Here is a 12599-nt window from a genome sequence, read left to right as displayed (position 1 = left end):
CCTCAGGTTTTTCGCGAGCAAGCCCGCTCCCACATAAAGCGGCTCTGCTTTTGCTTCTAACACTCAGGTCGGCTGCTTTTGATTTTTATCTGACAGCCCCCATTCAGCCCTTGGCCTCACTGATAATCTGCCGAATCGCCCCGACAAACGCCTCAGCCGGCTGCCCACCACTCACCGCGTACTGATCGTTGAACACGATGGTAGGCACAGAAGTCACCCCGCGAGACACCCACAACTGCTCCTGCTCCCGCACCTCGGCGGCATATTCGTCCGAAGCCAGAATTTCCTCTGCCCGCACACGGTCCAGCCCAACACCCTCGGCAATCCCCGCCAACGTCCCGTGATCAGACGGATCCTGCTGGTCAGTGAAATACGCCTTGAACAATGCTTCCTTGAGGTTGTACTGCAACCCCTCAAGCCCCGCCCAATGCAACAGGCGATGGGCATCAAACGTGTTGTAGATACGACTCTGCCCATCAGTACGAAACGCAAAACCCAACTCCGCACCCATATCACGAATCCGCGCCCGGTTAGCCTGGGACTGCTCAGCCGTGGAACCGTACTTTTCAGTGATGTGCTCGGTAATGTTCTGCCCTTCGGCAGCCATGTTGGGGTTCAGCTCAAACGGCTGGAAATGAATCTCGGCCTGCACCTCCGGACCCAGTTGGTCCAGGGCCTCGGTCAAGCCACGCAGGCCAATGATGCACCAGGGACACGACACGTCGCTGACGAAATCGATTTTCAGGGGAGTACTCATGACTAGGCAACCTCGCTGGCATTAAACGCCGGAAAGGTCCCACGATACACCCCGTCAAACCCTTACAAAACCTTCGCAGGCACCACCGGGTCGATCTGCGCCCAATGCGCCGCATCCTGCCGATGCTCTTGCAAGTAGGGCAAGACCGCCGCCAGCAACGGCGCCTTGAACGCCTCCTGGAAACGATGGGCCAGCCCCGGAATCAGCCGCAACTGGCTGCCCTGGATATGCGCCGCCAGGTGCACCCCATGCATCACCGGCAACAACGGATCGGCCGTGCCATGCACCACCAGCGTCGGCACCCGCAGTTGATTGAGCAACGGCACCCGGCTCGGTTCGGCAAGGATCGCCATGATCTGGCGCTTCACACCGTCAGGGTTGAACGCCCGGTCGTACGACTGCGCCGCCTGCTGCAACAGCACCTTGCGGTCATCCTTCACATAAGGACTGCCCAGCGCCGCCAGCAGGTCGGCCTGTTGTTCCAGGGCCACTTCACGATTGGGCGCGCTGCGGCGCGACAACAGTTGCACCAGCGCCGCACTCGGTGCCGGCAGGCCTTCGGCGCCGGAGCTGGTCATGATCAGCGTCAGGCTTTCCACCCGTTGCGGCGCCATGGCCGCCAGGTGCTGGGCGATCATGCCGCCCATGCTCGCGCCCAGCACGTGGAATTGCTGGATGTGCAAGCCGTCCATCAAGCCCAGTGCGTCGTCCGCCATGTCGGTCAGGGTGTAGGGCGCCGCCACCGGCAGACCGAGCTTGTAGCGCAGCACTTCGAAGGTCAGGTTGGCGCTGGCCGGTGCCTGGCGCCAGGTGGACAGCCCCACATCACGGTTGTCATAACGAATCACCCGAAAGCCCTGCTCACACAGGGCCACCACCACTTCGTCCGGCCAGTGGATCAACTGCCCGCCCAGGCCCATCACCAGCAGCAAGGCCGGGTCGGAGGCACGACCAATGCTCTGGTAGGCCAGGCTCACCTGTTCCAGATCAACCCGTTCAGTCGGGACATTCACATCACATCGAGAAGCCGCAAAGGACGGCAGGCCGAATAACAGAGCGGCCATGAAAAACAACACGCGCATGAAAAACACCGAAACGCAGAACCCCAGTAGAGCGCGAGTCTGATGAACTTTGTACAAGCGCGCTGCCACAGTTCAGTGACAGTTTGATGAAGGGCGCCCAACGGTCATCCGCGTATCTATCTATCACCTCACGCCCTGGCCCCGCCTCTTTAATGGTGCATTCACCGGCAAGCCCGGTCTCACCAGAGCATGAACACACCATCATGAGTGACCTCACCCTACTTCCCCCGTCTGCCACCCTGAGCGACTTCGCCTCACCGTCGCTTCCAGGCCAGGCCCGCCTCCAGGACCAGAGCCTGTCCCTGCAAGCCTCAGCGCGCTGGCGCGACAGCCAACAGGAGCTGCATCAACTGATTGCCCAGGCACCCGGCGTGCGCGACTCCATCGAACAACTGCTCACAGAGCATTGGCAACTGGGCGCCACACCGGTCGGCCTGGGTTTTCTCAAGACCGAAGATCACGACGAGCACTTCGTCAGCCTGGCGGATGCCTGGGGCTTTATCTGCCAGTTTCCAGACATCTCCCCCACCCTGGATGCCCGCAGCACCGTGGTCGGCCTGGCGTCCCACCGCCTGTCAGCCCTCACGCCCGTGCAATTGCTCAAGCGGCTCCAGGCACTGGGCCTGGGGAAACTGCTCAGCGCCCGCTGGGAAAACTATTGGAGTACCCGGGCGCCGGGTACGCCGTTGTCCCGTCGCGAGCGGGCGGCACAACTGTACTGCCAGCATTTCGAGGCCTGCGGGCAATCGGCCTATGCCCAGGGAAGGCTGGGTGCCCAACAACTGATCTCGTTGCAGACAGTGCTCAACCCGGTCACCACCCCCAATGGCGTACGCCCCGTCGAGACCTGCCAGCTGGCGTTGCTGCTGCCCGACCAGAGCAAGGTCAAATTGGCTGGCGCCTGGGTCATCTCCGTGGGCCAGGAGCCGCTGTTGACACAAACCCTGTACCTGCCCTGCCGGCAACCCGGCGTGATGGTCTTCAGCCAACGCCGCGACATGGAACAGTGGCTGGTCGCAGCGCATCAGCAACTGATCCCGCCGGACGTCGCGGCTGACGCTGTCACCGTCGAATACAGCTCGCGCACCGAACCCCTGGAGCACGGCATTCTGGACCTGCTGTCGCACCTGCACGCGGCTCAGCTGGAAAGCCTGCGCAACCGTCATCGCAATGGCAGTGACCTGGCCCGTTACGCCAGCCATGCCCTGGATGATGCCGACCGCCTGGACAGCCAGCGCCGGGAAATCCCGATGCTTATCGCACCGCATCAACCGGCAGCTACGCCCGGCCCGGACGCTGACGACCTGCCTCCTGCCTTGCCCTTCGGCCACCTCAGCGCCGACATTGCCCTGGGCCAGCGCTGGGCCGCGATCAGGCTGCAACGCAGCGCACTGGAACGCTTCCTGGGCGATGGCCCTGAGCAAACCGCCCGGCTGGTGCAGTTGAAGGGTTTGATGCAAGCGCTGAAAGACGCAGAGCAGGCCGGCAATGATGCCGCCAGCGGCCTGCTGGCCAAAAAAGCTGCCCTCGATCAACTTGAGCTGCGGCAAAAACCCAATCCGGACTATGACGCGCTCTACCAGGCGCGGCTCGCCGCCCTGCGCGCCGAGGGCGCCATCCAGCATGCGCTCCAGCAAATCAGCGATGAAGAACACGGCCTGCTCCTGGCCGTCACGGAACACCCCGCGGCCCCGGAACGCCGCCCGGCTGTCGCGGTGACCCGCCTGATCCTCTCCAGCCGTGACCCAAGGGAAGGTTCCGAGGAACTGACAGGCCTGTTGCTCATCACCCAGACCAGCGCGCTGACCTCTTCGGCGCCCCACAGCCTGTTGCTGTACTGGCCCGGCAATGCAGGGGGCCTGCAGCGTTTCGAATCCCGCCAAGCCCTGGAACACTCGCTGTTCAAGCTGTCGAGCGAAGCGCAGGACGTCACCCTGCAATTGTCGCTGCTCACCGGCGACCCGATTGAATACTCGTTGCAACAGCAGCTGTACGCCAGCGAACAACAGGCGTATGCGCTGATCTCCCTCTTCCCGGTGCCTCCGTTCGGCCAGGAGCGAACCGAAGGCCTGGACAGACTCAAAGAGCAAACCCTGTTTACCCTGCAAACCCCGGTGTGCCCGGCGCGGGAACTGGCGTATGGACAACTGCTCGAGCAACAACGCAGCAGCACCCTGGCCGGGGCACTGCCTGGGGAGTTGAGCCAGTTGCCGGCAGATGAACGCCTGGCGCTCAAGCACCTGATACACGCGCAGATCAGCGCCCTGCATCGCTCGCAGCGACTGCTCGAGCGCGAGCTGGAACCCTTCGACGACTTCGGCCAGCGCCGCCTGGACCAACGCCTGCGCGAAGACTTCCAGCTTGAACACACCTGGTCGGTGCAACTGGACCTGCCCGATACGGTCAGCCAGGAGCGCGAATACCTGTCCGAATACGCGGGCCCGGGTACACCGTTCAAGTATGTGACGGTGCCCAGTACCCGCCGCAGCACCCTGTCATTGTTGCAACTGGCCCAGCAAAACATCGACCCGACGCTGGCCCAGCGCCTGACCTACATGAAGCTCGATGTCTCCGGCCCCAATGCCCCTGAAACCACCCGGCTGACCACCGGCCTGTCCCTGGAATACCTGAAGACCCTGGTCAAGGAGCTGGACCTCGCCGGAGCCTACGAAAGCTTGATCACCCGCACCTTCCTCGGTGATCCCGCGGCGGCGCCTTTCACCACGCAGCACCGTCGCGAATGCCTGACCGAGCCGCTGCGCCTGATGCTCATGCTGCAGGGCAAACGCGCCCGGGCCCTGGGGCGATTCGACGACAACGATCTGCGGCTGCTGAACATCGCCATCGACGCCGACAACGCGGATGCCTGGCAGGTGGAAGACAAGAAAATCGTGCTGTTGCCGGCCACGCTGAGTGCGGGCGGTGAAGATACCGACTTCGGTCCGACCACCCTGTCAGGGGTCACGTTTATTCAGGAACAAGTCTCCGGCCTGACCCTGCTGTACCTGCCGAACAGCCCGGACAACCAGGACCTGCGGCGCTACGCGAGCCTGGAACTGGCCCGCAAGGCGCTCTACGACCTCAGCCTGGTCAGCGGCATGAGCGCCTACCTGGCCGGCCTGGCCATCAAGGGCGACACCGCCGCCCACCTCGCCCGGATCGCTCAGGCCCAGCAACGGAATTTTGATCCGGTCTTTGCCGTCGGAACCCCGTGGCCGGCCACCACATCGCTGGCCGCCCATTTGCTGAACGCCCATATGGGCCGCGTCATAGAAGCGCATCGCGCGACCTCGCGCTCCAACGCGGCCTTGTTGCTGGAGCAGAATGCGCTGCGCGCCGGGCTGATCTTCAACTACCTGAAAATCGCCCTGGGGCTGGTGCCTTTCGTGGGTTCGGTCGTCGCGTTGTATGACGCCTGGTCCAGTGCCAACCTGGCTACTGCTGCGTTCCTGCGCGGGAACGTCGGCCATGGCCTGGCCGAGGTCGAGGCGGTGCTGTTGTCGCTGATCGACTGCGCCATGGACATTCTGCCGGGCAGCCTAGCCCTGCCGGTCAACGCCCGCGCCGCCACGCGCCAGCGTCAATTGCGCCATCTGGCCAGCAGCGCCGCCAGCCTGCACCTGCCCTCGGTCACCCAGGCTCGGCGGGCGGCACAGCGTTTCGCCGGTTATGAATATGAAGGAGTGATCTCGCTGGCCGGGCTGCAACCGCAGACCCACGGTTTTTATCGCAATGTGTACCGGCATACCGAAGGCGACTTCATCGTGCGGCGCGGGCGCATCTATCAGGTTGAGCTGGCCGGCGATCCCCTGGACTGGCGCCTGAGCCCGACCCGCAGCAAAACCTACAAGCAGCCGATTGCCCTGGATGAAAACGGCGAATGGGACACTCACTACGGCGTCTACGGCAGCGCATTCAAGGGCGGCCTGGCGGGTGGCGGCAGCGTGCTCGGGCATATGGCCGAAGTGCTTGATCCGATCTGGCCCCAGTCGATCCGTGATTACTTGCCACGCTGGTGGACCGACCGCGCCCTGCGCCGCCAACAGGCGCTGGCCAACAGTATCAACAGCCGCGAAGACCTGATTGCGCTCTCCATTAACCGAACCGAAGAACTGATGGCCCGCACCGACAGCGCAGGCCCGGCGATCCGCAGATCCTTCGAGCAGGACATCGAACTGTACAGCCGCCAGTATCAGGAACTGACGGAGTTCGTGCCCTTTACCAGCGGCAACCGCCAGCGCGCGATCAGAGAGGACATGAGCCGCAATGCGGCGCGCCTGACCCTGACCACCCTGAACCGGGCGCGCTATCACTTCAAGCAGATCGAGGCACGGATCCTGGAGCTTGGAACCCATAACATGACCGCTATCTCCCCCGAGGTTTTCGACACCTTGGCAATCGTTCCCGCCATGCTGGAGATCCTGCGGCAGCGTAAAAGGATCAGCAGCGAGATTCTGCGTGACCTGGACCGGATCGATGCCGACTTTTCCCAGTTCAACCGCTGGTTCGATCAGGTTACCGATGCCGCCCACCGTACCCGGCTAAGCCCGATGCTGGAGCAATTCCGACGTACGCTCAATGACAGCTACCGCACGCACCTGAAATTCTTACACCGCTTCGATACCCTTGAGACTTACCCCGAAGTTGCCGAGCTGTCTTGGTTCTACTTGCGGGCCCAGGCCCGGGACAGCTACGCCAAAGTCAACCGGGCATGGGCTTCGCATTTTGAACTGCCCAACGCCAGCGCCAACATCACACAGCGGCGCAAGGTGCTGGAAGACTGCATACAGGCCTATGAACAATTCCGGCTGACCATCCGCACCTGGAACCTCGGTTACCCGCAGCATTTCGACCAGGCGCAACTCAGTGCGTTTTTCGTCGACATTGACCAGATGATCGAACTCGCCCGCCGCGCCATCAAGGAGTCGCCGGCAAGCCGCCCACCGGCCGGGCAACCCGTGCGGCGGGTATTCGACACCGAGGACAATATTTCCCTGGTGGGCACCGAGAGCATCGACCCACAAACCCAAGCCACCACTTACCAGGTTGAGAGCGCCAGCGGGCGCGTCGAGACCTGGATCAAGGGCCCCGGCGGCAAATCCCGACTCAAGGACAGTGCTGCCTCGGAACCCGCGCCGCCGGAGTCCAACGTCAAGCCGTTCGTGGTAAGCGAAGCCAGGGCTCGCCTCGACAACGTCGCGCAGTACGAAAGCCGCGCCATCGCCTACACCGAGCAAAAAATGCTGCCGGTGGACCTCGAACACCTGCTGGTCAGCGAAGCGGCCGAGTTGAACCTGCGGGCCAATCGCCTGGAACGCCTGGACCCCACCGAGGACCTCGTGCGCCAACTGCGGGCCAAGGCCGCGGAGCTGACCATCAAGGGCCGCAACCTGCGAATCCGCCAGACCCTCGCCAGCAAAACCCCTACCGAAGGTTATCTGGACTACCTTCGCGAACAACGGGTGGTGGAGATTCGCAAGGGCGAACCGGCCCGCAACCTCAATGAAGGCAAGAAAGGACGGGCGGATTTTCTTCAGGAATACGTGATTCAGGACCTGACACAAACGCCGCCCGCCACCCTGTGGTATGCGCACTTTCATTACGACAAGGCCGGGGCGCAGTTCGACGAGTTCATCAAGGCCCACTTGAAGATTCCCGAGCAGCGCAACCTGGGCCTGCAATGGCAAGTCGCCCAGGCGCAAGCCGGGGTCGCGGTGGACCCTATCTGGCGCGGCAATATCGGGCGAGCGCTGGCCACCCGGCACTTTGCCGGGGTGTGAGGCGGCGAGACTTGAGCACGACGGTCGACAGGCCTATCAACATGAGACAAACTCAACCGATCCGAATTTGTCACAAGTTATATTCATGGAGACCCCGTGCTCGAAATCCGCCATCTCAAGACCCTGCACGCCTTGCGCGAAGCCGACAGCCTGGTGGAGGCCGCTGAGCGCCTTCACCTGACGCAATCAGCACTCTCCCACCAGTTCAAGGAACTGGAAGAGCGCATGGGCATGCAGTTATTCGTGCGCAAGACCAAGCCGCTGCGCTTCACCAGCGCCGGCCTGCGCCTGCTGCAACTGGCGGACGCCACCCTGCCCTTGCTGCGCGGTGCCGAACGCGACATCGCGCGCCTGGCCGGCGGCACGGCCGGGCGTTTGCACATGGCCATCGAGTGCCACAGTTGCTTCCAGTGGTTGATGCCGACCATCGACCAGTTCCGCGATGCCTGGCCGGAAGTCGAGCTGGACCTGGCCTCCGGCTTCGCCTTCGCGCCGCTGCCGGCCCTGGCCCGTGGCGACCTGGACCTGGTGGTGACCTCGGACCCGCTGGAGCTGCCGGGCATCACCTATGTACCGCTGTTCACCTACGAAGCCATGCTCGCCGTGGCCAACCAGCACCCGCTGGCGAACAAGCCGTACATCGTGCCCGAAGACCTGATCAGCGAAACCCTGATCACCTACCCGGTGGAACGGGATCGCCTGGACATCTTCACCCGCTTCCTGGAACCGGCAGATGTAGAACCGGCCCAGGTGCGCACCTCGGAACTGACGGTGATGATGATGCAGTTGGTGGCCAGCGGTCGCGGCGTGTGCGGCATGCCCCATTGGGCGCTGCATGAATACAGCTCCCGGGGGTATGTGAAGGCCAAGCGGCTGGGGGAGAAAGGTTTGTTTGCCACGCTGTACGCCGGGATTCGCGCCGACATGCTGGACGCGCCGTACATGCGTGATTTTCTGCTGACGGCCAAGGACACCTCGTTTTCGACCCTGGACGGCGTCAGCGCCGTTCGCTGACCTGTAGCGGATACCTGTGGCGAGGGAGCTTGCTCCCGCCGGGTTGCGAAGCGACCCCAAAAACCCCGGGACCACCTCGCGACCCCACGAGGGCCAACTCCCCCCCCCCAAGATCAGGCAGGGATCAGCGAGGCGCGATAGAACGGCAGAATCAAATCCCGGGTCAGCGGCGCAAGCTGCAAACCACCGTCGCCCGCCGGGTCGATCCAGCACACCTCTTCAATCTCGGCAGCCGGTGTCACAGGCACGTCGATGTGCACCTGGAACAAATCGGCCTGCACCACAAACCCCGGCTCATTCGCCGCCAGCGCCGAGAATTGCCCAAGGTACACAGCCGCCGCCGGATCAATCCGCAGGCCCAGTTCTTCGTGCAGCTCACGGGCCAAAGCCTCTACGGGTTGCTCGCCGGCATCGATCTTGCCGCCCGGCTGCATGAAGGCCTGGGTGCCGCGCTTGCGTACCAGCAGGGTCTGGCCGTCGCTGCCGATCAGCAGGGCGGCGGCGATGCGAATGGTGGAGGTCATGAAAAGGTCGCCTTGAATACAAAGGCGCAAGGATCCCATGAACCGGTCTCACCCCGAAAGCAGTGCCTCATCCGGCTCCTTGATGAACACGCTGTACTTCGCCCCTTCCATGGCCTCGAACGCAATCAGCTTGTCCACCAGCGGCAGGTTCAACACCTTGCCGGCGTTGAGCAGCAGCATGCCGTTGTCGGCGTTGAGGTTGCGCGCCAGCACCATGCCTTCGGCCAGTTCGCGGGTGGTCAGGACCTTCACCGACGGGTCGCCCAGGGTCACGTCACTGAGGAACGCGGCGCAGGCCTGGATGAAGTCCTCGACCATGTCCGGGTCGTAAAGGCGCCCGGCGTATTTGCGGATGTAGAGCAGCGCTTCGTCGCTGTTCATCTGCCGCTCAAGGATCAAGCCGCGTTGCAATTCGATGAAGTCCACCGCCAGTTTCAACAGGCGCGAACCTACAGGTATTGCTTCACCCTTGAGGTGGTCGGGAAAGCCGCTGCCGTCCCAGCGTTCCTGGTGATGGCGGATCAAGCGTGCCGCGTCTTTCATCGGTTCCAGGGTCATCAGCAACGATTCGCTCTGGGCCGGATACGCCCGGTACCGCTCACGGTAGGTGCTGTGCAGCAGGTCGCTGGGAGAGACCATCATGTTGTCGCTCCAACTTAACTTGCCGATGTTGTAGAGCGCGGCGGCCATGGTCAGGTCGCGATTGCTGGCCTCATCCAGGCCGCGGCCGTGGCACCAGGTGCGCACCAGCTCGATGATCTGCCGGTTGGTTTGCTTGGCTCGGGGCAAGCGCAGGTTGGCCAGCAGCGAGAACACTTCGGTGCCGGTGGCGTAGCTGTGTTTGAGTTCTTCGTAGGCCAGGTCGAGCATGTCAGCAGTTTGCTGCAGCTCGCTGGTGCGTGAGGCCACGCGTTTTTCCAGGCTGGCGTTGAGTTGCTTGAGTTCGTCGTTCTGCTGGCGGGTCAATTGCTCCAGGCGCAGGCGCTCACGCTCGGAGTGTTGATGGGCCAGGGATTGCCGCAACGCCAGCAGCAGTTCTTCGTCTTTCCAGGGTTTGCTCAGGTAGCGGTAGATCTGCCCTTCGTTGATGGCCTTGATGATCAGCGTCAGGTCGGTTTCACCGGTCAGCAGGATGCGCACGGTGTGCGGGTAATCATAGTGGATCTGCGCAAGCAGGGTGGCGCCGTCCATGTCCGGCAGGCGCGCGGCACTCATCACCAGGTCGACGGGTTGCTGCGCCAGAATCGCCAGCGCGTGAGCGGCGTCGGTGGCGCTGCATAATTCAAAGGGTTCCAGGCGCAGCAACTGCGTCAGGCGGTCCAGCACGTCCGGGTGTGCGTCAATCAACAGCACCACCGGGCGGTCGGGATTTGCGAAGGTCACTGACTCTCCCATGGGGCACCTCGTATAGCGTCGATGTGCGTGTCCTACGGTCAAGGTAACAGCCTCCTGGCCATTACCCAGCAGTTTAGTCGGTTTTTCTTTGCAGTGATGGCCTTGCGATATCACTTCGTCAGATAGGCATAAAAAAGGGCCACTTCATTGAATGAAGCAGCCCTGAGGTAACGCGCGGTGCATCACGCCTCGGCGGTTTTACCGGCCGAACCAAACGACGCAAATCGCTTGTTGAAGCCGGCGATGCGGCCTTCGGACTGGGTCTTGCGCTGTTGGCCGGTGTACACCGGGTGCGAGGCACTGGACACGTCCAGGAGTACGTAGGGGTAAGTGTTGCCGTCGCTGTGTTGTTGCGTACGGTCGGTTTCCACGGTGGAACCGATCAGGAAGAAAACGTCGGCGGCGGTGTCATGGAACAACACGGTGCGGTAGTCGGGGTGGATACCAGGTTTCATAAGGCCTCCGGGGCGTCTGGGTGAACATCAAGTGTTATACAGTAACACAAATGATGTACCCAAACGAGAACCGATTGCAATAAGAATAGACCCCGAGCTTCTATGCGGCTTCCTGGAAGTCCATTTCCGGGGGCTGCCGGGAGAAGCCCCGCGTCAGGAACCCCAGGTACACCAGGCCAATCGCCAACCAGCTCAGGCCCAGGTAAATCGCCAGGTGATCAAGGCTGACCATCAACCACAAATCCGCCACCAGGCCGATGGTCGGGAACACCAGGAACAGCACCAACTCCCGCAAACCGCGCTGCTTGGCACCGATCCAGTAGTGGAAGATCACCGACAGGTTCACCAGGCTGAAAGCCAGGAACGCACCGAAGTTGATGAACGAGGTGGAGGTGGTGACGTCCAGTCTCAACGCCAGTAACGCAACCACCGCGCACAGCAGGATGCTGTTGACCGGCGTACCGAAGCGCGCGTGCAAGGTACCGAAGAACGACTTGGGCAACACCCCGTCGCGCCCCATCGCAAACAGCAACCGCGAACCGCTGGCCTGCGCCGACAGCCCCGAGGCGAACTGGCCGACGATCAGGCCGATCAGGAAGATCGACACAAACAGGTCGCCGCCAATGTTGCGGGCAATCTCGTAGGCGGCAGAATCCACGTCGGTGAACTCGAACGATGGGTGGGCGATCTGCACGAAGTACGACACACCGACGAAGATCAGCCCGCCGATCAGGGTGATCAGCATGATCGCCCGGGGAATCGTGCGGCGCGGGTCGCGGGTTTCTTCGGTCAGGGTGCTGACCGCGTCAAAGCCCAGGAACGAATAGCAGGCGATCGCCGCGCCGCTCATGATCAACGGCATTTGCATCTGGCCGTTGAAGAACGGGGTGATGGTCCACAGCGGCTTGCTCGCATCACCGCCGATGTAGTGGATGCACAGCGCGACGAAGGCGACCAGCACCAGGAACTGCACCAGCATCAGCAAGGCGTTGATGCCGTTGGCGAGTTTCAGGCCGATGATGTTGATCACACTGGTGACCCCGATAAACGCCAGTACCCAGACCCATTGCGGCACGGCCGGGAAAGCCGAATGCAGGTAGGCCGCGCCGATCAGCCAGATGGCCATGGGCAGGAACAGGTAGTCGAGCAACACCGCCCAACCGGCGATAAACCCGAGCTTGGGGCTGATGGCCTTGCGCACATAGCTGTAGGCGGACCCGGCCACCGGGAACGCCGAGGCCATGCGGCCGTAGCTCATGGCGGTGAAGAACATCGCCACCAGGGCGGCCAGGTAAGCGGCCGGGACCATGCCGGCGGTGGATTGCGCCAGGATACCGAAGGTGCCCAGGACAATGATCGGTGTCATATAGGCGATGCCAAACAGCACCACCGACCCTAACGACAGGGTGCGTTGCAAACGAGCCATGAGCGATTCTCCGCGCAATTATTAGATTTATGGCAGAACTGAAGTCGGTGCAGCGAACGCAATAATTTTTATGGTTGAAGCAGCTTTTTGGTGAAATGCAGCTTCTGTGGCGAGGGGGCTTGTCCCCCGTTGGGCTGCGAAGCGGCCCCAGAAAAAGCGGGAGCGC

The 12599-nt window shown here is 62.4% G+C and carries 8 protein-coding genes; 2 read left to right on the top strand and 6 right to left on the bottom strand.

Going from position 1 to position 12599, the window contains the following annotated elements; all coding sequences use genetic code 11:
• Window positions 1-103: 103 nt before the first annotated feature.
• Window positions 104-757, bottom strand: coding sequence for a DsbA family oxidoreductase (locus ACW9I6_RS24415; RefSeq protein WP_003216466.1), 654 nt, complete (start codon window positions 755-757; stop codon window positions 104-106).
• Window positions 758-819: 62 nt separating this feature from the next.
• The gene (locus ACW9I6_RS24410) at window positions 820-1839 is read right to left on the bottom strand and encodes an alpha/beta fold hydrolase (RefSeq protein WP_003216464.1); all 1020 of its coding nucleotides are present in this window, start codon (window positions 1837-1839) and stop codon (window positions 820-822) included.
• 203 nt (window positions 1840-2042) lie between these two features.
• Between ACW9I6_RS24410 and ACW9I6_RS24405 the strand changes: the two genes are divergently transcribed.
• Both ACW9I6_RS24405 and metR read left to right on the top strand, forming a co-directional pair.
• The gene (locus tag ACW9I6_RS24405; protein ID WP_457339936.1) at window positions 2043-7619 is read left to right on the top strand and encodes a dermonecrotic toxin domain-containing protein; all 5577 of its coding nucleotides are present in this window, start codon (window positions 2043-2045) and stop codon (window positions 7617-7619) included.
• 96 nt (window positions 7620-7715) lie between these two features.
• Complete coding sequence (gene metR / locus ACW9I6_RS24400) at window positions 7716-8633, top strand: transcriptional regulator MetR (RefSeq protein ID WP_003216460.1); 918 nt, start codon at window positions 7716-7718, stop codon at window positions 8631-8633.
• Between the two features lie 113 nt (window positions 8634-8746).
• Here metR and ACW9I6_RS24395 read toward each other — a convergent pair whose 3' ends face one another.
• The 4 genes from ACW9I6_RS24395 to ACW9I6_RS24380 form a co-directional block, all read right to left on the bottom strand.
• A complete protein-coding gene (locus ACW9I6_RS24395) occupies window positions 8747-9157 on the bottom strand; it encodes an NUDIX hydrolase (protein WP_457339935.1) in 411 nt (136 codons plus the stop codon).
• A gap of 48 nt (window positions 9158-9205) precedes the next feature.
• A complete protein-coding gene (locus ACW9I6_RS24390; protein ID WP_457339934.1) occupies window positions 9206-10552 on the bottom strand; it encodes an HD domain-containing phosphohydrolase in 1347 nt (448 codons plus the stop codon).
• Between the two features lie 182 nt (window positions 10553-10734).
• The gene (locus tag ACW9I6_RS24385; RefSeq protein WP_003216453.1) at window positions 10735-11007 is read right to left on the bottom strand and encodes a type B 50S ribosomal protein L31; all 273 of its coding nucleotides are present in this window, start codon (window positions 11005-11007) and stop codon (window positions 10735-10737) included.
• Window positions 11008-11107: 100 nt separating this feature from the next.
• The gene (locus tag ACW9I6_RS24380; protein ID WP_003216451.1) at window positions 11108-12433 is read right to left on the bottom strand and encodes an APC family permease; all 1326 of its coding nucleotides are present in this window, start codon (window positions 12431-12433) and stop codon (window positions 11108-11110) included.
• Between the last annotated feature and the right edge of the window lie 166 nt (window positions 12434-12599).

The sequence above is a fragment of the Pseudomonas sp. SDO5522_S412 genome (assembly GCF_054071215.1).
This window is presented reverse-complemented; position numbering and strand designations above follow the sequence as displayed.

What these genes read in the sequence shown, in the direction of transcription:
- ACW9I6_RS24405 (WP_457339936.1), top strand. Translation starts at nt 2,043, where the DNA reads ATGAGTGACCTCACCCTACTTCCCCCGTCTGCCACCCTGAGCGACTTC.
- ACW9I6_RS24410 (WP_003216464.1), bottom strand. Translation starts at nt 1,839, where the DNA reads ATGCGCGTGTTGTTTTTCATGGCCGCTCTGTTATTCGGCCTGCCGTCC.
- ACW9I6_RS24395 (WP_457339935.1), bottom strand. Translation starts at nt 9,157, where the DNA reads ATGACCTCCACCATTCGCATCGCCGCCGCCCTGCTGATCGGCAGCGAC.
- ACW9I6_RS24415 (WP_003216466.1), bottom strand. Translation starts at nt 757, where the DNA reads ATGAGTACTCCCCTGAAAATCGATTTCGTCAGCGACGTGTCGTGTCCC.
- ACW9I6_RS24390 (WP_457339934.1), bottom strand. Translation starts at nt 10,552, where the DNA reads ATGGGAGAGTCAGTGACCTTCGCAAATCCCGACCGCCCGGTGGTGCTG.
- ACW9I6_RS24385 (WP_003216453.1), bottom strand. Translation starts at nt 11,007, where the DNA reads ATGAAACCTGGTATCCACCCCGACTACCGCACCGTGTTGTTCCATGAC.
- ACW9I6_RS24380 (WP_003216451.1), bottom strand. Translation starts at nt 12,433, where the DNA reads ATGGCTCGTTTGCAACGCACCCTGTCGTTAGGGTCGGTGGTGCTGTTT.